The sequence below is a fragment of the Streptomyces sp. NPDC041940 genome (assembly GCF_055589465.1).
Genome location: NZ_JBVJBP010000008.1, coordinates 62,830 through 81,754, shown reverse-complemented (window position 1 = coordinate 81,754; position 18,925 = coordinate 62,830). Strand labels below are relative to the sequence as shown.

The 18,925-nt window shown below is 69.4% G+C and carries 21 protein-coding genes; 10 read left to right on the top strand and 11 right to left on the bottom strand.

The window, feature by feature from the left end; translation table 11 throughout:
* Both ACZ6I3_RS16205 and ACZ6I3_RS16200 read right to left on the bottom strand, forming a co-directional pair.
* Positions 1–507: a GNAT family N-acetyltransferase gene (locus tag ACZ6I3_RS16205; RefSeq protein ID WP_469415394.1), complete on the bottom strand. Its 507-nt coding sequence runs from the start codon at positions 505–507 to the stop codon at positions 1–3.
* A 36-nt stretch (positions 508–543) separates the two neighbouring features.
* Positions 544–951, bottom strand: a complete 408-nt coding sequence (locus ACZ6I3_RS16200) for a MerR family transcriptional regulator (protein WP_469415136.1) — start codon at positions 949–951, stop codon at positions 544–546.
* 49 nt (positions 952–1,000) lie between these two features.
* Here ACZ6I3_RS16200 and ACZ6I3_RS16195 point away from each other — a divergent pair, with 49 nt between their 5' ends.
* Positions 1,001–1,882, top strand: coding sequence for an NAD(P)-dependent oxidoreductase (locus ACZ6I3_RS16195; protein ID WP_469415134.1), 882 nt, complete (start codon positions 1,001–1,003; stop codon positions 1,880–1,882).
* A gap of 15 nt (positions 1,883–1,897) precedes the next feature.
* Here the strand turns inward: ACZ6I3_RS16195 and ACZ6I3_RS16190 are convergent, their stop codons facing one another.
* Complete coding sequence (locus ACZ6I3_RS16190; protein ID WP_469415133.1) at positions 1,898–2,626, bottom strand: hypothetical protein; 729 nt, start codon at positions 2,624–2,626, stop codon at positions 1,898–1,900.
* A gap of 208 nt (positions 2,627–2,834) precedes the next feature.
* Here ACZ6I3_RS16190 and gcl point away from each other — a divergent pair, with 208 nt between their 5' ends.
* Entirely contained in the window at positions 2,835–4,619 is a 1,785-nt protein-coding gene (gene gcl, locus ACZ6I3_RS16185; RefSeq protein WP_469415131.1) for a glyoxylate carboligase, read from the top strand.
* Between the two features lie 79 nt (positions 4,620–4,698).
* Here the strand turns inward: gcl and ACZ6I3_RS16180 are convergent, their stop codons facing one another.
* From ACZ6I3_RS16180 to ACZ6I3_RS16160, 5 genes are all read right to left on the bottom strand, one after another.
* Positions 4,699–5,316, bottom strand: coding sequence for a DUF2207 domain-containing protein (locus tag ACZ6I3_RS16180; protein WP_469415130.1), 618 nt, complete (start codon positions 5,314–5,316; stop codon positions 4,699–4,701).
* A 158-nt stretch (positions 5,317–5,474) separates the two neighbouring features.
* Positions 5,475–5,711 (bottom strand): hypothetical protein, encoded by a 237-nt coding sequence (locus ACZ6I3_RS16175; protein ID WP_391097903.1) that lies wholly within the window; start codon positions 5,709–5,711, stop codon positions 5,475–5,477.
* Between the two features lie 309 nt (positions 5,712–6,020).
* A complete protein-coding gene (locus ACZ6I3_RS16170) occupies positions 6,021–7,478 on the bottom strand; it encodes a catalase (protein WP_469415129.1) in 1,458 nt (485 codons plus the stop codon).
* 214 nt (positions 7,479–7,692) lie between these two features.
* A complete protein-coding gene (locus ACZ6I3_RS16165) occupies positions 7,693–8,610 on the bottom strand; it encodes a 2-hydroxy-3-oxopropionate reductase (RefSeq protein ID WP_469415128.1) in 918 nt (305 codons plus the stop codon).
* Positions 8,611–8,635: 25 nt separating this feature from the next.
* Positions 8,636–9,457, bottom strand: coding sequence for a TIM barrel protein (locus ACZ6I3_RS16160; RefSeq protein WP_469415126.1), 822 nt, complete (start codon positions 9,455–9,457; stop codon positions 8,636–8,638).
* A gap of 383 nt (positions 9,458–9,840) precedes the next feature.
* On the opposite strand from ACZ6I3_RS16160, the gene ACZ6I3_RS16155 reads away from it, so the two are divergent.
* The 4 genes from ACZ6I3_RS16155 to pstB are packed head-to-tail and all read left to right on the top strand — an operon-like array spanning position 9,841 to position 13,568.
* The gene (locus tag ACZ6I3_RS16155) at positions 9,841–10,812 is read left to right on the top strand and encodes a PstS family phosphate ABC transporter substrate-binding protein (protein ID WP_469415125.1); all 972 of its coding nucleotides are present in this window, start codon (positions 9,841–9,843) and stop codon (positions 10,810–10,812) included.
* Positions 10,809–11,756, top strand: coding sequence for a phosphate ABC transporter permease subunit PstC (gene pstC, locus ACZ6I3_RS16150; RefSeq protein WP_469415124.1), 948 nt, complete (start codon positions 10,809–10,811; stop codon positions 11,754–11,756). The genes ACZ6I3_RS16155 and pstC overlap by 4 nt, the downstream gene beginning before the upstream one ends.
* The gene (pstA, locus tag ACZ6I3_RS16145) at positions 11,756–12,667 is read left to right on the top strand and encodes a phosphate ABC transporter permease PstA (protein WP_469415123.1); all 912 of its coding nucleotides are present in this window, start codon (positions 11,756–11,758) and stop codon (positions 12,665–12,667) included. The genes pstC and pstA overlap by 1 nt, the downstream gene beginning before the upstream one ends.
* A 4-nt stretch (positions 12,668–12,671) precedes the next feature.
* Positions 12,672–13,568 carry a phosphate ABC transporter ATP-binding protein PstB gene (pstB, locus tag ACZ6I3_RS16140; protein ID WP_469415122.1) on the top strand — a complete coding sequence of 299 codons (897 nt, stop codon included), beginning with the start codon at positions 12,672–12,674 and terminating at the stop codon, positions 13,566–13,568.
* A gap of 52 nt (positions 13,569–13,620) precedes the next feature.
* On the opposite strand, the gene ACZ6I3_RS16135 is transcribed toward pstB, so the two are convergent.
* The 3 genes from ACZ6I3_RS16135 to ACZ6I3_RS16125 all read right to left on the bottom strand — a co-directional run bounded on the left by ACZ6I3_RS16135 (position 13,621) and on the right by ACZ6I3_RS16125 (position 15,673).
* The gene (locus ACZ6I3_RS16135; RefSeq protein ID WP_469415120.1) at positions 13,621–14,595 is read right to left on the bottom strand and encodes an alpha/beta hydrolase; all 975 of its coding nucleotides are present in this window, start codon (positions 14,593–14,595) and stop codon (positions 13,621–13,623) included.
* A gap of 68 nt (positions 14,596–14,663) precedes the next feature.
* Positions 14,664–15,086: an SRPBCC family protein gene (locus tag ACZ6I3_RS16130; RefSeq protein WP_469415118.1), complete on the bottom strand. Its 423-nt coding sequence runs from the start codon at positions 15,084–15,086 to the stop codon at positions 14,664–14,666.
* Positions 15,087–15,190: 104 nt separating this feature from the next.
* A complete protein-coding gene (locus ACZ6I3_RS16125) occupies positions 15,191–15,673 on the bottom strand; it encodes a hypothetical protein (protein ID WP_469415117.1) in 483 nt (160 codons plus the stop codon).
* A 177-nt stretch (positions 15,674–15,850) separates the two neighbouring features.
* Between ACZ6I3_RS16125 and ACZ6I3_RS16120 the strand changes: the two genes are divergently transcribed.
* The 4 genes from ACZ6I3_RS16120 to ACZ6I3_RS16105 all read left to right on the top strand — a co-directional run bounded on the left by ACZ6I3_RS16120 (position 15,851) and on the right by ACZ6I3_RS16105 (position 18,795).
* Complete coding sequence (locus ACZ6I3_RS16120; protein ID WP_469415116.1) at positions 15,851–17,167, top strand: YhgE/Pip domain-containing protein; 1,317 nt, start codon at positions 15,851–15,853, stop codon at positions 17,165–17,167.
* Positions 17,164–18,000, top strand: a complete 837-nt coding sequence (locus ACZ6I3_RS16115; RefSeq protein ID WP_469415114.1) for an enoyl-CoA hydratase/isomerase family protein — start codon at positions 17,164–17,166, stop codon at positions 17,998–18,000. The genes ACZ6I3_RS16120 and ACZ6I3_RS16115 overlap by 4 nt, the downstream gene beginning before the upstream one ends.
* A gap of 181 nt (positions 18,001–18,181) precedes the next feature.
* On the top strand, positions 18,182–18,433 hold the full coding sequence (locus tag ACZ6I3_RS16110; protein ID WP_184588829.1) for a YkoF family thiamine-binding protein: 252 nt from the start codon (positions 18,182–18,184) through the stop codon (positions 18,431–18,433).
* A complete protein-coding gene (locus ACZ6I3_RS16105; protein WP_469415112.1) occupies positions 18,430–18,795 on the top strand; it encodes a helix-turn-helix domain-containing protein in 366 nt (121 codons plus the stop codon). The genes ACZ6I3_RS16110 and ACZ6I3_RS16105 overlap by 4 nt, the downstream gene beginning before the upstream one ends.
* The last annotated feature ends 130 nt before the right edge of the window (positions 18,796–18,925 follow it).

Below are 18,925 nucleotides of genomic sequence, written 5' to 3'. Positions count from 1 at the left end.
TCACACCGGTGCGCGCATGCACACCCGTGGCCAGCGGTCGAGGCCGTGTTCGGCCTCCGTCGCGCGGATGGCGCGGAGGCCGGGCGTGAGGTCGGGCTCGGCCAGGGTGTGGAAGCCGAGGCGGGCGTAGTAGGGGGCGTTCCACGGGACGTCCGTGAAGGTGGTCAGCGTCAGGGCGGTCAGGCCCTCCTCGCGGGCGTGCCCGGCGGCACAGTCCAGGAGGTCCCGGCCCACGCCACGGCGCGCGGCACGCGGGTGGACCGAGACCTGCTCGATGTGCAGCGCGCCGTCCACGGGTTCGGCGAGGAGGTACGCGACCGGGTGGTCCCGCCCGTCCACCGCGACCCAGCAGTGGCCGGTCCGGCGGTAGCGCTCCAGCACGTCGAGCCCCGGCGGCTCGTCGTCGGCGATCTCCGGCATGCCGAGGTCGCGGAAGGGGGTACCGGCGGCGCGTTCGATGTCCTGGAGAGCGGGGAGTTCGGCGGCGGTCGCGGGGCGGACGCGGATACCGGCAGACCTCGAAGTCATGGGTTCACCAACTCCTCAGGCGGGCACGGGCTCCGGATCGGCATCGTCGAAGGGCGGGTAGATCTCGCTTCCCGTGCGCTCCGCCGCGTCGATGTAGCCGGCAAGAGCGTCCCGGGAGCGGGTGAGCGTGGCCATCTGGTCGTCCAGCCGCCGTAGCCGTGACCGCATCGCGGCCAGCAGTTCGGGACATCCGAGCAGCTCCGGGGCTTCCCCGACCGCACAGGGCAGCAGGTACGCGATGTCCTCCGACGATAATCCGGCGCCGAGCAGATGGCGTATCTGCTTCACGCGCAGCAAGGCGTTCTCCCCGTACTCGCGATATCCGTTCGCGCCGCGTTCCGCCTCCAGCAGGCCCTGGGCCTCGTAATAGCGCAACTGATGTGTGTTCACGCCCGTCCGGCGACTCAGTTCCCCGATACGCATCGAAACCTCGCTTGACCTTCACACCGGTATCAACGTTGACGATGCTGCCATGAACACGACCGACACACCCGTGACAATCATCGGACTCGGGCTGATGGGCCAGGCCCTCGCCGCCGCGTTCCTGAAGGCCGGACATCCCACGACCGTGTGGAACCGTACGGCCTCCAAGGCCGACCGCCTCGTGGGCGAAGGCGCACGGCTCGCACCGACCGTCGGTGACGCGCTCGGCGCGGGCTCCCTGACGATCATCTGCGTCACCGACTACCAGGCCGTGCGGGAGCTGTTGGGCGCGGGCGACACCGACCTCGACGGCAGGACGCTGATCAATCTGACCTCGGGCGACTCGGCCCAGGCCCGGGAGACGGCCCGCTGGGCCGAGCAGCGCGGCGCCCGCTACCTGGACGGCGCCATCATGGCCGTCCCGCCGGCGATCGGGACCGCCGAGGCGGTCATTCTGCACAGTGGGCCGCAGGCGGACTTCGACGCACACAAGTCGACACTCGACGTGCTCGGTACCGTCACCCACGTCGGCGCCGACCACGGCCTCGCGTCGCTGTACGACGTGGCCGGCCTGGCGATGATGTGGAGCGTCCTGAACGCCTGGCTCCAGGGCACCGCCCTGCTCGGGACGGCGGGTGTCGACGCCGCGCAGTACGCGCCGTTCGCGCAGCGGATCGCCGCCGGCGTGGCCGAATGGCTGCCGGGATACGCCCAGCAGATCGACAGCGGCTCCTTCCCGGCCGAGGTCTCGGCCCTGGAGACCGACGCGCGGGCCATGGCGCACCTGATCGAGGAGAGCGAGGCGGTGGGTGTCAACGCCGAACTGCCCAAGCTGATCAAGGCGATGGCCGACCGCTCGATCGCCGCCGGACACGGTGGGGAGCAGTATCCCGTGCTGATCGAGGAGTTCGCCAAGCCGTGCGGCGACTGACCGGCCCCGGAGCGGTCAGGGTGCCCGGTCCCCGGTGCCGCCGGTGGCCAGCGTATCGGCCGGGGCGTTCACCGGGCGCGGTGTGCCCGTGAGGTCGAGGACGAACAGGGGGATGGCCAGGGCGTCGGCGCGGGCCCGGGCGTCGTCCGCGTAGCCGGTGAGGGAGAAGTAGAGGCAGTCGGCGGACTCCGTCATGGCCGTCAGCCACAGGCACTCCACGTCCCGCAGCGTCGCGGGGCGTACGGCCGGGTCGACCTGCGCGAGGGCGCCGCGGGCGGCGAGGCCGATGCCGGACGGGGGACGCTGGTCCGCCCGGCGTACGTCCCGGTAGCCGAGCCAGCGCAGATACAGCGCGGTGGCCGTGACGGCGTCGCGCGCGGTGCGGATGGTGACGGACCGGAAGGGCGGCCTGGCGGCAGCGACGCCCTGGTCCGTCCCGTCGCCCGAGCCGGCCGGACCCCGCTCCTCCGCCACCGGCACCTGCCCCTCCGCCACCGGCACCCGCAGCACCGTCCCGCACGCGCACCCCAGCTCCGGACGCGGCCACTCCCCGCTCCGCCCGCAGGACGCGCAACGCACCGTCACCCAGTCGTCCTGCCAGACGCGATGCGAGACGGGCGTCGCCGCACTGCGCCGGTCCAGGGGCGGGCCGACCGGCGCGCCGCACACGCAGGGGTACACCGGAGCCGTGTAGCGGTGCTCGCGGTGGCAGGCCGGGCAGCGCACCGGGACGGTCTCGGCCATGTCACTCCAGAACCGCGTCGCGTCGGGACAGCGGATCCATCGTGCTCCTCCGGGCCCCTGCCTGTCCGCCCCTTGCCATCTCTTGACGGCCTTCGGTGACCCCACTTACATTAATTCCAGATCGTAGAAGAAATTTTCCACAATACGGAAGAGCTCACCGCGGGGCGCGACGGGAGTGCGAATCCGGCAGCCGAAGCAGGAGTACTCGATGGCTCGAATGACCGCTGCCCGCGCGGCAGTTGAGATCCTCAAGCGCGAGGGCGTGACCGACGCGTTCGGTGTCCCGGGCGCGGCGATCAACCCCTTCTACGCGGCCCTCAAGGCATCCGGCGGCATCGCCCACACCCTCGCCCGGCACGTCGAGGGCGCCTCGCACATGGCCGAGGGCTACACCCGCACCCACCCGGGCAACATCGGCGTCTGCATCGGCACCTCAGGCCCGGCCGGCACCGACATGATCACGGGCCTGTACTCCGCGACCGGCGACTCCATCCCGATCCTGTGCATCACCGGCCAGGCCCCGACCGCCGTGATCCACAAGGAGGACTTCCAGGCCGTCGACATCGCCTCGATCGCCAAGCCGGTTACCAAGATGGCCGTGACCGTCCTGGAGGCGGCGCAGGTCCCCGGCGTCTTCCAGCAGGCCTTCCACCTGATGCGCTCCGCCCGGCCCGGGCCCGTCCTCATCGACCTGCCGATCGACGTCCAGCTCACGGAGATCGAGTTCGACCCGGAGACGTATGCGCCGCTCCCGGTCTACAAGCCGGCCGCGACCCGCGCCCAGATCGAGAAGGCGATCACGCTCCTCAACGAGTCGGAGCGGCCCCTGATCGTCGCCGGCGGCGGGATCATCAACGCCGACGCCGCGGAACTGCTCGTCGAATTCGCCGAGTTGACCGGCACCCCGGTGGTCCCCACCCTCATGGGCTGGGGCGTCCTCCCCGACGACCACGAGCTGAACGCCGGCATGGTCGGCCTCCAGACCTCGCACCGCTACGGCAACGCGACCTTCCTGGAGTCCGACTTCGTCCTCGGCATCGGCAACCGCTGGGCCAACCGCCACACCGGCAGGCTCGACGTCTACACGGCCGGGCGCACGTTCGTCCACGTCGACATCGAGCCCACCCAGCTCGGCAAGATCTTCGCCCCGGACTACGGCATCGCCTCCGACGCCAAGGCCGCGCTGGAGCTGTTCGTCGAGGTGGCGAGGGAGCTGAAGGCGGACGGCAAGCTGCCCGACCGCACCGACTGGGCCGCCTCCGCCCAGGAGCGGAAGGCCACGCTCCAGCGGCGTACGCACTTCGACGACATCCCGATCAAGCCGCAGCGCGTCTACGAGGAGATGAACAAGGCCTTCGGCCCGGAGACCCGCTACGTCTCCACCATCGGCCTCTCGCAGATCGCCGGTGCGCAGATGCTGCACGTCTACCGGCCCCGCCACTGGATCAACTGCGGCCAGGCCGGCCCGCTCGGCTGGACCGTCCCCGCCGCGCTCGGCGTCGCCAAGGCCGACCCGGAGGCGTCCGTCGTGGCGCTCTCCGGCGACTACGACTTCCAGTTCATGCTGGAGGAACTGGCCGTCGGCGCGCAGCACAAGATCCCGTACGTCCATGTCCTCGTCAACAACGCCTATCTGGGCCTGATCCGCCAGGCGCAGCGGGCGTTCGACATCGACTTCCAGGTCAACCTGGAGTTTGAGAACATCAACGCCCCGGAGCTCGGCGTCTACGGCGTCGACCACGTCAAGGTCGCCGAGGGCCTCGGCTGCAAGGCGATCCGCGTCACCGACCCCGCCGAGCTGGGCGCGGCCTTCGAGCAGGCCAAGAAGCTCGCCGCGGAGTTCCGGGTCCCGGTCGTCGTCGAGGCGATCCTGGAGCGGGTCACCAACATCTCCATGTCGACGACCAACGACATCGGCAACGTCGTGGAGTTCGAGGAGATCGCGACGGAGCCCGGCCATGCGCCGACCTCGATCAAGACGCTGAAGGTCTGACGCGCGGGAGAACGTACGAGCTGAGGGGCGGTCCGTCCATGGGACGGACCGCCCCTCACGCATGGGGTGACACCTGCGGTCAGCTCCCGCCGCCTCCGCATCCGCCGCCACCCCCACCGCAGTAGTGGTAACCCCCGCTACCGCCACCCCTGCCGCGCGGTGAGTTCTTGAGGAGGTTCTTGCCGCCCACCTCGGCCCTGCGGACCAGTCCCGCCCGCAGGGCGAAGCGCGGCACCAGCAGGTGCAGGGCCGGCTCGCCGTGCAGGGCGACGACCAGCAGCCTCTCGTCGTCGGTCAGGCCGCGCCTGCTCGCGGGCAGCGGATGACTCTGCCGCAGCTCCCGGACATGGCGGCGGGCGGCGCGCGTCGGGCCGAGCAGCGGGTAGCGCAGCAGGCCCGCCCCCGCGAGAGGGATGCGCATCAGCGCCAGCGCGATCCGGATGTCCGGGTCCTTCACCAGGGTCCGCAGGCCGGCGGGCTCGCGCAGAGACGTGTGCACCGCCTGCGCCAAGGGGGACTGCGGCCGCTCCGCGGACACGACGTCCGCGATGCCCTTCCGTACCGTCCCCGGCCGGTCGGCCTCCACCAGCCCCCGCAGATACAGCTCCACCACGGCGACGGTGACGGCGGCCCGCGGGCCGTCCCCCAGCAGTGCGATCTCCTGCGGCTCCAGCCGGACCGCCGTACCGTCGCTCATGGCCTCACCCCCGTGACGGGGTCCGCCGCCCCCGTGCCGACGGGCCCCGTGTGACGAGAATGTGCCCGGCCCCGGGGGCGGTTGAAGCCCCCGGGGCCGGGTTCAGAGGTTGTTTTGAGCATTCCGTACGGGGCCTACGACCGCTGCCGTAGGCGCGCTCACGCCTCGTGGTGCTCCGACAGCCCCGGCCAGTCGTCCGGGCCGCCGCCCTGCCATTCGACGAGGTCGCTCTCCGCGACGTCGGTGACGTACAGGTCGGCCAGCCGCAGGATCTCGGCGACGTCGTCGGCGTGGGTGGCGACGCCCAGGGGTTCCTCGCCCAGGGTGACCCGGCGGGATCCGTCCAGGGCGGGGGAGTGGACCACGACATGCGGGTGCTCGGTGGGAGGTGCCATGCCTTCAGGCTCCTGCGGACGCACCTGTTCCGCACCCTGAACGGGCTGGCCGTCCGACGGCGCGAGGCTGGGCGCGACAGGACATTCGCGCCGCCGGACGGGGTCTGGAGGGGTGATGCGGGTGCTTGCTGGGACCGCGGCGGTGCGACGGAGCCCGGAGCGGTCTTCCCTCGGGTCGAGAAGCCGCTCCCGGTCCTTCACCACCGCACTGGCTCGCAGCCGCCGCGGTCCACACCCTGCCCGCGTCCGTGCCCGGGGCGACCACCCCTCATCCGGGTCGCTCCGCGCGGTCGGACACGGTCAGGGAGTTCAGTCCTCGCGCAGGGCGCGGACGGCCTCCTCGACGCGCCGCCCGTACTCGGGGTCGGCGGCGTGGAAGTGCGCGAGGTTCTTCTCGATCACGTCGTCGCGGGAGACCTGGGAGAGGCCGCCGGCGATGTTCGCGATCAGCCGGGACTTCTCCTCGGCGGACATCAGCCGGTACAGCTCACCGGCCTGGAAGAAGTCGTCGTCCTTGGTGTGGAGGGGCGCCGCGTGGGTGCCGGTGTGGCCGTTCACCGCGAGCGGGGCCGACAGCGGGCGGCCGGTCTCGGCCGGGCCGTCGCAGGAGTTCGGCTCGTAGTTCTTCGCCGAGCGGCCCTGGGAGTTGGCCGCCATGAGCCCGTCGCGGCCGTAGTTCCGCGCGGTCGTCGCCTTCGGGGCGTTCACGGCCAGCTGCGTGTGGTTGACGCCCAGGCGGTAGCGGTGGGCGTCCGCGTAGGCGAACAGGCGGCCCTGGAGCATCTTGTCGGGCGAGGGGCCGATGCCCGGCACGAAGTTGTTCGGGGAGAACGCGGCCTGCTCGACCTCGGCGAAGACGTTGTCCGGGTTGCGGTCCAGCACCAGCCGGCCCACGCGCCGCAGCGGGTAGTCCTGGTGCGGCCAGACCTTGGTCACGTCGAACGGGTTGAAGCGGTAGCCGTCCGCCTCCGCCGCCGGCATGAGCTGGACGTAGAGGGTCCAGGACGGGCGCACGCCCCGCTCGATGGCCTGGAGCAGATCCGTCTGGTGGGAGTTCGCGTCGCTGCCGACGGTCTCCGCGGCCTGCTCGGCGCTGAGGGAGCGGATGCCCTGGTTGGTCTTGAAGTGGTACTTGACGAAGAAGGCCTCGCCCGCGCTGTTCGTCCACTGGTAGGTGTGCGAGCCGTAGCCGTTCATGTGCCGGTACGAGGCCGGGATGCCGCGGTCGCCCATCAGCCAGGTCACCTGGTGCGTCGCCTCGGGGGAGTGCGCCCAGAAGTCCCAGACGTTGTCGGGCTCCTGACGTCCCGTGAACGGGTCGCGCTTCTGCGAGTGGATGAAGTCCGGGAACTTGATCGGGTCCTTGATGAAGAATACCGGGGTGTTGTTCCCGACGAGGTCGTAATTGCCTTCCTCCGTATAGAACTTGACCGCGAAACCACGCGGGTCGCGCACCGCGTCCGCGCCGCCGAGCGAGTCGGCCACGGTGGAGAAGCGCACGAACACCTCGGTGCGCCGGCCGACCGTGCTCAGGAAGTCGGCGTACGTGAAGTCGGTGACGTCGTCGGTCACTTCGAAGTGGCCGTAGGCGCCCGAGCCGCGGGCGTGCACCACACGCTCCGGGATGCGCTCGCGGTTGAAGCGGGCCAGCTTCTCCAGCAGATGCTGGTCCTGGAGCAGAAGCGGGCCGCCGGCACCGGCGGTGGCGGAGTTCTGGTTGTCGGCGACGGGGGCGCCGGACTCGGTGGTGAGCACGCGCTGCGGCATCGTGACCTTCCGATACGAGAGGGCAGCGGAAAAATGTTTCCGCTTCGTGGAGCCTAGGGTCGGGGCGAAGTAGGCGTCAACAGTTTGTTGAAGTGGTGGGTAGGGGTGGACCGGGCGGCGCCGCCGCTTTGGGCGCGACAGGACTGGTGTCAGCGGCGGCGCCGCCCGGGGTACGGGGGACCCAAGGGGTCACGGGGTCACGGGGTCACGGGAATCAGACCTGGGCGCCGGACAGCCGCTCCACGGCCCGCAGCAGCGCCGAGTGGTCCAGGCCGCCGTCTCCCTGCGCTCGCAGGCTCGCGACCAGCTGGGCGACCACGGCGCCCACGGGCAGCGCCGCGCCGACATTGCGGGCGGCGTCCGTGACGATGCCCATGTCCTTGTGGTGCAGGTCGATGCGGAAGCCCGGCTTGAAGTCCCGGCCGAGGAAGTTGTCCTTCTTGCGGGTCAGCACCGTCGAGCCGGCGAGTCCGCCGTTCAGGACGTCCAGGGCCGCCTTCAGGTCCACGCCGGACTTCTCCAGGAAGACCACGGCCTCGGCGCACGCCTGGATGTTCACGGCGACGATCAGCTGGTTCGCGGCCTTCACGGTCTGGCCGGAGCCGTGCGGGCCGCACAGCACGATGGTCTTGCCGAGCGCGTCGAGGATCGGCTTCGCGGTGTCGAAGTCGGTCTGCTCGCCGCCGACCATGATGGACAGCACGGCCTCGATGGCGCCGGCCTCGCCGCCGGACACCGGGGCGTCCAGGACCCGGATGCCCTTGTCCTTCGCGGCCTTCGCCAGATCGACCGAGGTCTGCGGCGTGATCGAGGACATGTCGATCAGCAGGGCGCCGGACCTGGCGTTCTCCAGGATGCCGTCGGGGCCGTAGGAGATGGCCTCGACCTGGGGGGAGGCCGGGACCATCGTGATGACGACGTCGGCGTCCCGCACGGCCTCGGCGATGGAGGGGGCTGCGGTGCCGCCCGCCGCCGCGAGACGGTCCAGCTTGTCCTGCTCCAGGGTGAAGCCGGTGACGTCGTAGCCGGCCTTGATGAGGTTCTCGGACATGGGGGAGCCCATGATGCCGAGGCCGATCCAGGCGACCGCCGGGCGGGTCGGGCGGGAGGAAGCTGCGAGTGTGTTGCTCATGATGGGGTGCCTTTCGGTGCGAGGGTCAGCGGGGCAGCCAGTCGAAGGTCTCGGCGCTCGGGCGGTCGCCCGGCTTGTACTCGAGGCCGACCCAGCCGTCGTAGCCCGCCTTCCGGAGCTGGTCGAGGAGGTCTTCGAGGGGCAGTGAGCCCGTCCCGGGGGCGCCGCGGCCGGGGTTGTCGGCGATCTGGACGTGACCGGTCTTCGCGGCGTACCGCTCGATCACCGACGGGAGGTCCTCGCCGTTCATGGACAGGTGGTAGAGGTCCATCAGGAACCGCGCGTTGCCCAGGCCGGTCGCCTCGTTGACCTTGTCGACGACGTCCACGGCCGCCGGGGCGGACACCAGCGGGTACAGCGGTGACTCGGGCTGGTTCAGCGCCTCGATCAGCAGCATCGCGCCGATCCGGTCCGCGGCCCGGGCCGCCAGGGTCAGGTTCTCCAGCGCGAGGGCGTCCTGCTCGGCCGGGTCCATGCCCTCGACGCGGTTGCCGTACAGGGCGTTGAGGGCCGTGCAGCCCAGGGCGGCGGCGAAGTCGGCGGCCACGTCGATGTTGGCGCGGAACCGCTCCGACTCCTCGCCGGGAACCGACAGGGCGCCGCGGTCCGGGCCCGGGAGCTGCCCGGCGTAGAAGTTCAGGCCGGTGAGCCGGACGCCCGCCTCCTCGATCGCCCGCTTCAGGGCGTCGAGCTCGGAGTGCTCCGGGACGGGCGAGTCGGTCCAGGGCCACCACAGCTCGACCGCGGTGAAGCCGGCCGCGGCGGCGGCAGCGGGGCGCTCCAATAGGGGGAGCTCCGTGAAGAGGATCGACAGGTTGACGTTGAAGCGCTGGTCTGCGAATCCCATCGGGTCGGCGCTCCCTTCCTTGTCTTCCGACGTATCTTCCAGAAGGAATTCCGTATTACGGAATCATGTTTCTGCTTAACGGAAGATTGCCCGTGGTGTGCGAGGGCTGTCAAGAGGGGGCGCCCGATCGGGGAGCGATGTGAGGCGGTGGTCCGGGGTTCACTTGAGCGGCTGAACGGACGAGCCTCGATCGAGCCCTGTTCGAGCGCCTTCCGCGCCGCTGGGACCTTGCACGGCAGGCGCCATGGCCTCGTTCGTGTTTCGATCGGAGTGCTGCACCTCGGTCGCAAGAGCGACGCATGTGATCTAAATGTCTGTATAGCGCGCTATGCGCACCTTGTTCGCCTTGCCCGAATCCCGCAGACACGAGGATCGAGAGTCACGTGAGCATTCGTACTTTCCTGCGCCGAACTACCGTTCCCGCGGCTGCTGCCGCAGCCGTGATGCTCGCAGCGGGCGGCTGCGGCAGTTCCGACGCGGACGCGAGCGTCACCGGTGACCTCTCCGGCACCGTGAAGGTCGACGGCTCCAGTACGGTGGCGCCGCTGACCAGTGCCGCCGCCCAGCTGTTCCAAGGGAAGAACCCCGGAGTGACGGTCACCGTCGGCACCTCGGGCACCGGTGGCGGGTTCGAGAAGTTCTGTGCGGGTGAGACCGACATCTCCGATGCCTCCCGCCCGATCGAGGACGACGAGAAGGCGAACTGCCAGAAGAACGGCATCGCGTACGAGCAGCTCCAGATCGCCAACGACGGCCTGTCGGTCGTGGTGAACAAGGAGAACGACTTCGCCAAGTGCCTCACCGTGGCGCAGCTGAAGAAGATCTGGGAGCCCAACTCCAAGATCAACAACTGGAACCAGGTGGACCCCGACTACCCGGACGAGGAGCTGGAGCTGTTCGGCCCGGGCACCGACTCGGGCACCTTCGACTACTTCACCGAGAAGATCAACGGTGAGGAGGGGGCCTCCCGCACCGACTACAGCCCGAGCGAGGACGACAACATCATCGTCCAGGGCGTCTCGGGCTCCAAGGGTGGAATGGGGTACTTCGGCCTGTCGTACTACGAGCAGAACACGGGCAAGCTGAACGTCGTCAAGATCGACGACGGCGACGGCTGTGTCGAACCGACCACCCAGACCGTGCAGAACGGCGCCTACAAGCCGCTCTCGAGGCCGCTGTACATATACCCGAAGGCCTCCTCGCTGGACAAGCCCGAGGTCGAGGCGTTCGTGGAGTACTACGTCGACAACAACGAGGACATCGCCGAGAAGGCCCTGTTCGTACCCCTCAACGCCCAGCAGAACACGGAACTGGACAAGGACCTGCAGCAACTGAAGGAGCAGCACGGGTCATGACCCGGAGCACGCGACGGCGGGCCGCTTCGGGAAGCTCCGGTTTCCTGAGGCGGTCCCAGCCGCGCTACGGCGAACGGGCCGTGATGGTGCTCCTGGTGGCCGCCTCGCTGGTCTCGGTGCTGACCACCGTCGGCATCGTCATCGCACTCATCCCGCCCGCCGCCGAGTTCTTCCAGAAGGTGGATTTCGGGGCCTTCGTCACCGGTACGGAGTGGTCGCCGCTGTTCAAGCCGCCGCACTTCGGCGTCCTGCCACTCGTCACCGCGACCCTGATGGTCACCGCCATCGCCCTGCTGGTCGCCGTTCCGCTGGGGCTGGGCGCGGCCGTGTATCTGAGCGAGTACGCCAGGCCCCGCGTCCGCAGCCTGTTCAAGCCGGTGCTGGAGGTGCTCGCGGGCATCCCCACCGTCGTCTACGGATTCTTCGCCCTGTCAGCGATCACCCCGCTGCTGCAGGGCGTCTGGCCCGGCAGCGAGGGCCCACAGGTCTTCAACGCGCTGTCAGCCGGCTTCGTCATGGGCATCATGATCATCCCGACCGTGGCCTCGCTGTCCGAGGACGCGATGAGCGCCGTGCCGCAGGACCTGCGTGACGGTGCCTTCGCGCTCGGCTCCTCACGCATGCAGGTGTCCACCCGGGTGGTCTTCCCCGCAGCGCTGTCCGGCATCATCGCCGCCGTCGTCCTGGGCATCTCCCGGGCGATCGGTGAGACGCTGATCGTCGCGATCGCCGCCGGCGGACGGCCCAACCTCTCCTGGAATCCGCTCGAAGGCATGCAGACCATGACCGCGTTCATCGCGGCGGCCGGCATCGGCGACCTGCCGACCGGCTCCACGGGCTACCAGACGATCTTCGCGGTCGGCTCGCTGCTGTTCGTCATGACGCTGGTGATGAACCTGCTCAGCATTCGCCTGGTGCGCAAGTACCGGGAGGTGTACGAGTGATGGGATCCGGGGTCGTCGACGAGGGCACCGCGACCGGCCTGCCCCACGAACGCCGGCTGAAGGGACGGGGCACTCCGTGGCGGGAGCGCCTCTTCCAGCTCGGTCTGCGGGCCTCGCTCGCCGTCGGGGTGGTCTTCCTCGCCTCGCTGCTGCTCTACGTCGTCGTCGAGGCATGGCCCCGTCTCGACCTGCGGATCTGGACGAACTTCCCCGACATCATCGACCCGTCCAACGCCGGCGCGCAGTCGGCGATCATGGGCACCATCTGGGTGATCGGCTTCACCGCCCTGTACTGCCTGCCCACCGGCATCCTCACCGCCATCTACCTCGAGGAGTACGCCGACCCGAAGCGGTGGTGGAACCGCGTGATCGAGATCAACATCCAGAACCTCGCCGCCGTGCCGTCGATCGTCTACGGCATTCTGGGCCTCGGCATCATCGCCCGCGGCCTCGGCTTCGGGCAGACCGTACTGACGGCCTCGCTCACGCTCTCGCTGCTGGTCCTGCCCACCGTGATCATCGCCGCACGGGAAGCGATCAGGGCCGTACCGCAGTCCATCCGCGAGGCGTCCCTGGCCCTCGGAGCCACCCGCTGGCAGACCGTCTGGCACCAGATCCTCCCCGCCGCCGTGCCCGGCATCGCCACCGGCTCGATCCTCGCCCTGTCCCGGGCCATCGGCGAGGCCGCCCCTCTGCTGCTGCTCGGGGGACTGGCCTTCATCACCTTCAATCCCAGCAGCCTGGACAGCCCGTACACGACACTCCCCATCCAGATCTTCAACTGGATCAGTCAGTCCCGTGCCGAGTTCACCGCACTGGCCTCCGCCGCGATCGTCATCCTGCTGGTGATCCTGCTGGCCATGAACTCCCTCGCCATCTGGCTGCGCAACCACTACTCCCGCCGTTGGTGACACCATGACCGAACCGACCGACCAGCCCGCCCCCTCGCCCGAGGCCACCGGAGAGTCCCCGGACCCCTACCGCCCGGCCGAGACCAGAACCCCGCAGGTCAGCTTTCACGACGCCCGCTCCCTGAGCGTCCCTGTCTTCGAGGTGGGCGGCGTCTCGGTCTTCTACGGCGACCACGAGGCCGTCCGCGACGTCAACATGGCCATCGGAGACCGCCAGATCACGGCCATGATCGGGCCGTCCGGCTGTGGCAAGTCCACCATGATCCGCTGCTTCAACAGGATGAACGACCTCATCCCCAGCGCCCGCGTCGTCGGCAAGATCCGCTACCACAACGAGGACCTGTACGGCAGGGACGTCGACCCCATCGAGGTCCGCCGCCGCATCGGCATGGTCTTCCAGAAGCCCAACCCCTTCCCCAAGTCCGTCTACGACAACATCGCCTACGGACCGCGGGTGGGCGGCTTCAAGGGCAACCTCGACGACCTGGTCGAGGAGACCCTGACCCACGCCGCGCTCTGGGACGAGGTCAAGGACAACCTCAAGACCTCGGCGCTCGCCCTGTCCGGCGGGCAGCAGCAACGGCTGTGCATCGCCCGTACCATCGCGGTCGAGCCCGAGGTGATCCTGATGGACGAACCCTGCTCGGCGCTCGACCCGATCGCCACGGCGAAGATCGAGGACCTGATGGAGCACCTGGCGCAGGAGTTCACCATCGTCGTCGTCACCCACAACATGCAGCAGGCGGCACGTGTCTCGCACCGCACCGCCTTCTTCACGTCCGACATCGACGAGAAGGGCGCACGGCACGGCCGCCTGGTCGAGTACGACGAGACCTCCCGCATCTTCTCGACGCCCTCTGACCACCGCACAGAGGACTACATCTCAGGCCGCTTCGGCTGACCGGCCCGGCCGGGGCACCCGCTCCGCGCGCGGGCTGCCCTACGGGCCTACCTCAAGGAGAGGCGACACCGCTTCCGAGGGCGTCGCGCAGTACCGTGACCGACTGGGCGATGGCCGCACGGGTGGCGTGGGTTTCGCTGAGCGGGTTGAGCATCATGAAGTCGTGGGTGATGCCGTCGTAGCGGACGGTGGTGATGTCGACGCCCGCGGCGCGGAGTTTGGCCGCGTATGCCTCGCCCTCGTCGCGTAGGACGTCTGCCTCGTCGACCAGGAGGAAGGCCGGTGGGAGACCGGCGAGTTGGTCGAGGTCGGCCTTCAGCGGAGAGGCGGTGATCTCGCTGCGCTGCGCGCGGTCGGGCAGGTAGGCGTTCCAGAACCACTCCATGGCCTTGGCGGTGAGGAAGTAGCCGGTGGCGAGATCGGCGTAGGACCTGGTGTTCATCTCGGCGTCGGTGACCGGGTAGTACATGGACTGATGCACGAAGCGGACGTCGCCGCGCTCCTTGGCCATCAGGGCGAGGGCAGCCGTCATGTTTCCGCCGACCGAGTCGCCCGCTACCGCCATGCGGTCCGGATCGAGGCCATGGGCTGCGCCTTCCCGGACGATCCACTGAGCGGTGGCGTAGCCCTGCTCGATCGCGACCGGGTAGTGGGCCTCGGGAGAGCGGGTGTACTCGACGAACACGACCGCGGCCCGCGCCCCGTCGGCGAGCTCGCGCACCAGGCGATCATGGGTGTCGGCATTGCCCAGAATCCATCCACCGCCGTGCATGTAGAGGATCACGGGCAGGGGCGGCGCGGCGCCGCGCGGCCGGACGACGCGGACACGTACATCGCCCGCATCGGCGGCGACGGTGATCCACTCCGAGTCGACGTCGAGCTTTTCGATCGGTTCCGCTTGAAGGTCGTCCAGCACCCTGCGGGCCTTTTCGGGCCCCAGGTCGTACAGGAACGGCGGCTGGGACGTGGCATCCGCGAACTGCTGGGCTTCGGGCTCCAGAACGACGGTGCCGGAGGAAGCAGTCATGACGATCTCCGAGGTCTGGGGACGGGCATGTGCTGCGTGGTGATCGCATCCGTGCACGAGCGGCGCGATCACGTGGTGTGCAGGGGTTCCTTGAAGGATCTGCGGAACACCGGCCCGGCGAAGGGAATGATCGGTGACATCATCTTCGACTTGAACGAGGTGGGATGCCGTTCGAGTCTGACGTCCACGCGGGTGCCATGGTCCGTGGGAGTCATCTGAAACTGCCAGCCACCGGAGCCGAAGGGCACCGAGTCACGAGTGGTGACGGTGACCCTGTTCGTCGCCGGGTCCCATTCGTAGCGTGCGCGCTCCCACGACTTGTCGTTCCCCTCGGTCACCTCCGCCCACGTATCTCCCCGCTCGTGGACCTGGAAGTGCTCGGCATCGATGGATGGCCACTCCTGGACACGGGAGGGGCTGAAGTTCGTCAGCACGTCCATCACCTCGACCGGGCTCATCGAGGAGTTCACGTGGAAGTGTAGGGATGGCATGACCTACTCCCTGGTGCTCGAGAGGATCGCGCAGGCTCACTGATGTGAACGCTCCACCTCCAGAATGCACCTCCCGCCCAGCGCTGCGCACCAGCAGAGTCCGCTCACAGCTGTGCGAGAAGCCAGAAGGTGATTGCGGTGCCGGCGCCGTAAGCGAGGTGCGCCGCGAGATCCCAGGCCAGTGTCGCGCCGTCGTACTGCCAGATCGGCTTGTAGAGACCGGCGATCGGCAGGACGACGTAGTCGCCGGCGAATACCGCAGCACCGAAAGGCATGCCGTACACGGGGGATGGCCTCGACAGCGATCCGGCCAGGATGCCGTAGGCCGCGCCCGCCGCTGAACCGTAGGACCAGTGGGCGACGGTGCTCGTGAGCCAGGCGGAACCGTCAGGAAGCCGGCGCTGGGTGAGTCCCTCGATGACTCGCTTCGCCATCTGCCCAGGATCAGGCGCCTGCTCCCAACTCTCGACTGGCGCGAATTCCCAGGCGACGGGGCGGTCCCTCCCGCCTGCGCGACGATATTTCAGGTAGTGGACGGCGTCCAGACACACGGTTCCCACCGCCCCGGCCAGCAGTCCAGCTGCCACCGCCGAGAGTGGAGTCAGCGTGTTCCTCCGGCAGAGCATGGCGCAGTCTCCTCATCGGGTGGGGGCGACAGGGCAGATGTCCGAGCACCCTGGGCGCGCCGCTCGTGGCGCACAGTCACATCTTGACATCATAGAGTTACCATCCCCGTGGGGGTCGGGCGCGCCTTGGGGAGTTCCATGACGTCAGAGGGGTCCGGGCAGCAGCCATCGCTCGCACGCGCCTTTGCCGTGGCGCGTCACGGAAAGCTCTGGCTGGTGCCGACCATCCTGTGCGCGCTGGTGGCCGTGTGCCTGACGCTGCTCTACATGGGCGGCATCCTCAACCCGAACGGGAACCTGCGCCATCTGCCGATCGCCCTGGTCGACTCCGACCAGGGCCCGCCGCCGCCAGGACAACAGCAGACGTTGGGCGCGCGGGTGAGCCGGTCGGTGGTCGCGGCGACCCCAGCAGGCGCCGTGCAGTGGCGCCGGCTCAGCCAGGCTCAGATGCGGGACCAACTCGCGTCGGGCAAGGTCTACGGCGCCTTGGTCATCCCCGCCGACTTCAGCACCTCGGTGGCGGCGCTGACGACCTCCCGGGCCGCCTCCCGGCCAGTCCTCACCGTCCTGACCAACCCTGGGCTGGGCAGTCTCGGCTCCTCCCTGGCCAGCCAGATCGCCCAGCGCGCGGCTCACCGGGCGTCCCTGACGATCGGCCGACAGCTGACGGCCCAGGCCTCCGCCCAGGGGGCCGACGCCACGACCCGAGTGCTCCTGGGCGACCCGGTCACCGTCACCACCCGGGTGGGCCATCCCATCGGCCGGCACAGCGGCCTCGGACTGACCGCCTTCTACTTCACTCTGCTCCTGGTGCTCACCGGGTTCGTGGGCGGAAACATCATCAACAGCGGCGTCGACGCGGGCCTGGGCTACACCGACAACGAGATCGGGCCCTGGCACACCCGGCGCCCCACGGTGCCGATCAGCCGTACCCAGACGCTGCTGCTGAAAATGCTCATGACCGCGGGAATCGCCGTGCTCACCACCAGCCTGCTGCTGATCGCCGCAAGCGCGATCCTGGGCATGGACGCGTCGCACCTGCCGCTGCTGTGGATCTTCTCCTACTGCGCGAGCTTGGCCGTCGGCCTGGGAGTGCAGGCCATCAACGCGGCCTTCGGAGGGATCGGCCAGGTGGTGTCCATGTTCGTGTTCATCGCCTTGGCCCTGCCGTCCTCGGGAGCCACCATTCCCCTCCACGCCGTTCCCGACTTCTACCGCTTCCTGGCGCTGTTCGAACCGATGCGGCAACTGAGCGACGGCGTGCGGGCCATCCTCTTCTTCGATGCCCGGGCCGACGCCGGGCTGACCCGCGGCTGGGTCATGATCGCCATCGGCGTCGTCCTCGCCCTGCTGTTCGGGTTCGCCATGACCCTCTACTACGACCGCAAGGGGCTGCACCGCCTGACCACGCGATCTGCGCCTCCCGCAGCTCCTCACTCACAGGAGTCGTCATGACCTTCGCCTACTCGTCCATCCGGACCCGTCTCGACGAAGGTGTTCTGTCCGCCACCCTCGACGCGGGGCCCCTCAACCTCCTCGGAGTCGACCTGGTCCGCGACTTGGTCTCCCTGGTCGACATGCTCTGCACCGACCCCGGCGACGTGCGCGTGGTCGTCATCGACAGCGCCTCACCGGACTACTTCTCGGCACACGTGGATCTCTCGGCGGTCCCCCAGTACACCGCGGAGGCGGCCAAAGCCGGCGGCCCCGGAGACGCCTCACTCGGCATGTTCCTGCACAGGCTGGCACGCGTTCCGGTGATCACCATCGCGAAAGTGCGTGGCCGTGCCCGCGGCGGCGGCAACGAACTCGCCCTGGCATGCGACATGATCTTCGCCTCGCGCGAGAACGCGGTCTTCGGCCAGTTCGAGTCCGGTACGGGCGCCGTGCCCGGCGCCGGCGGCATCCAGCACCTGAGCCGGCGACTCGGCCGGGCCCGCGCCATCGAAGCCATCGCCGGAGCCGACGATTTCGACGCCGGCCTTGCCGAACGCTACGGCTGGATCAACCGCGCCCTGCCCGACACCGAACTGGACGGCTTCGTCGAGCGCCTGGCCCGGCGCATCGCCGGCTTCCCGCCCGAGGGGGTCAAGGCCGCCAAGCGCGCCATCAACGAGACGACGCTGGCGGAGCCGGCACACGTCCGCTCCGATGCCGTCACGTTTCAGGGCCTGATCGCCCTGCCTGAAACCCGTGAGCGCCTGGACTACCTGGGTGACCGCGGCCTCCAGCAGCTCGGCGCACTCGAGCGCGACCTCGGCAAGGCCGTGGCGGAGTTCCGCCGTTGACGCGCTGGGTCTCAACCGGCGTCCCGTGATCCACCTTCATCTCCGCTGATCGCCGCAGAGTAGTCCGTTAAGGTCGTCTCGGAGCGTTCGGTGCCCTGGCGGAGGAATGTGCCCCGGATGTGCCCTCTCCGTCGGACGGCTGAGAGAAAGCGCAGGTCAGAGCCGATGCTATGGGGGCGCAGTGCGACTGAGAGTGGAGTTCACGACCGAGCCCTTCGACCTGGACGAGGCACCCGCGCACGCGCTGGTGGCCCGCGAGGTCGTGGAGGCCGCCGAGCTGGACGCCGTTGACGTCGGCCCGTTCGGCAACACCGCGGAGGGCGGTGCCGACGCGGTGCTCACCGCCGTGGACGCCCTGCTCCGCAAGGCCCTGGAGGCCGGCGCCACCCGGATCTCGCTCCAGGTCAACGTGGCCGAGGAGGGCGAGGCGTGAGCAGCGCGGGGGACGAGCCGTTCATCGCGGCCGTGAAGCCCCTGGTCGACGCCATGGGCGGCGAGCTGATCCCGCCGGACGAGGCCGGCCCCGACGACGTCGTCCTCTCCTGGGAAGGCAGTGACGCCGTCGCCGTACGGCTGCCGCAGCTCGCCGACTCCCTCGATCACATCCTCGCCGCGATGGAGCGCCGCAAGGGGCCGCTCGCCGACCTGGACCGCAAGGCGAAGCAGGAGGTCGTACGGATACTCGAGGCACGCGGTGCCTTCTCCGTGCGGCACGGGGTGGAGACCGTGGCGAGCGCCCTCGGCGTCAGCCGCTTCACCGTCTACAACTACCTCAACCGCGAGAAGGGGGCCTGACCGGCCCTGCCTGACCGGCCCTCGTATCCCCGTCCGTATCGGCGTCGCGAATTTTCAACAAACTGTTGACGTTTCGTCGCGGGAGGGCGTTAGCTATCGGCACGCCCGTTCAGCACGAAGGCCGTAACCG